The following is a 592-nucleotide window of genomic DNA, read 5'->3' as shown; positions in this document are numbered from 1 at the left end:
AGGGGAACTCAGTGTCAGCGTACAAAACCCGTTTTTATTGGCTGCGACATTAGCTGCGTTGATCGCCTATTTGACAAAAAATGTTCTCTTAACGACGGTTGTCAGTATGGTGGCGTTTCTTCTTTTGCGCATTTGGCTTTAATCAGCCACCCACTCAATTTCTAACAAGGTGACGTCGCCACATTTTAAACGCCCAAGGAAGACGTCGCCTTGATGGACTTCGCCAACCCCTTGCGGCGTTCCCGTCATCACCACATCACCGTCTTGCAAAGTTGTGTAGCTACTTAGCTCATCCAAAATCGCAAATGGCGGATACAGCATCTGTTGTACGTGGCCTTTTTGCACACGAACACAGTTAATCAATAGTTCTAAGTTAAGGTCATGAATATCAATGCCTTCAAGAGGCACAAAGCGGCTAAAAACCGCAGAACCATCAAATGCTTTTGCTCGCTCCCAAGGCAAGCCTTGCTTTTTGAGAGAAGATTGCAGACCGCGTTTCGTCAGTTCTAGCCCCAAACCCACGGCGGCGGAGTGACCGTCTTTGATTAGAAAGCAGATTTCCGCTTCATAATGCAAAGGTTCTTGATGAAAT

At 46.6% G+C, this 592-nt stretch carries 2 protein-coding genes; one reads left to right on the top strand and one right to left on the bottom strand.

The genetic code is table 11. From position 1 onward, the window contains the following. On the top strand, positions 1 to 142 hold a 142-nt coding region (locus tag R7R24_RS28715; RefSeq protein ID WP_318120461.1), incomplete at its 5' end, for an AzlD domain-containing protein. Here the strand turns inward: R7R24_RS28715 and R7R24_RS28710 are convergent. Next, positions 139 to 592, bottom strand: a 454-nt coding sequence (locus R7R24_RS28710) for a fumarylacetoacetate hydrolase family protein (RefSeq protein WP_318120460.1), incomplete at its 5' end; no start/stop codon positions are given. The two genes, R7R24_RS28715 and R7R24_RS28710, sit on opposite strands and share 4 nt — an antisense overlap.

It is taken from the genome of Vibrio sp. 704 (assembly GCF_033339295.1).
Note: the sequence above shows the minus strand (reverse complement) of the source record. Positions and strands in the feature narration are given on the sequence as shown.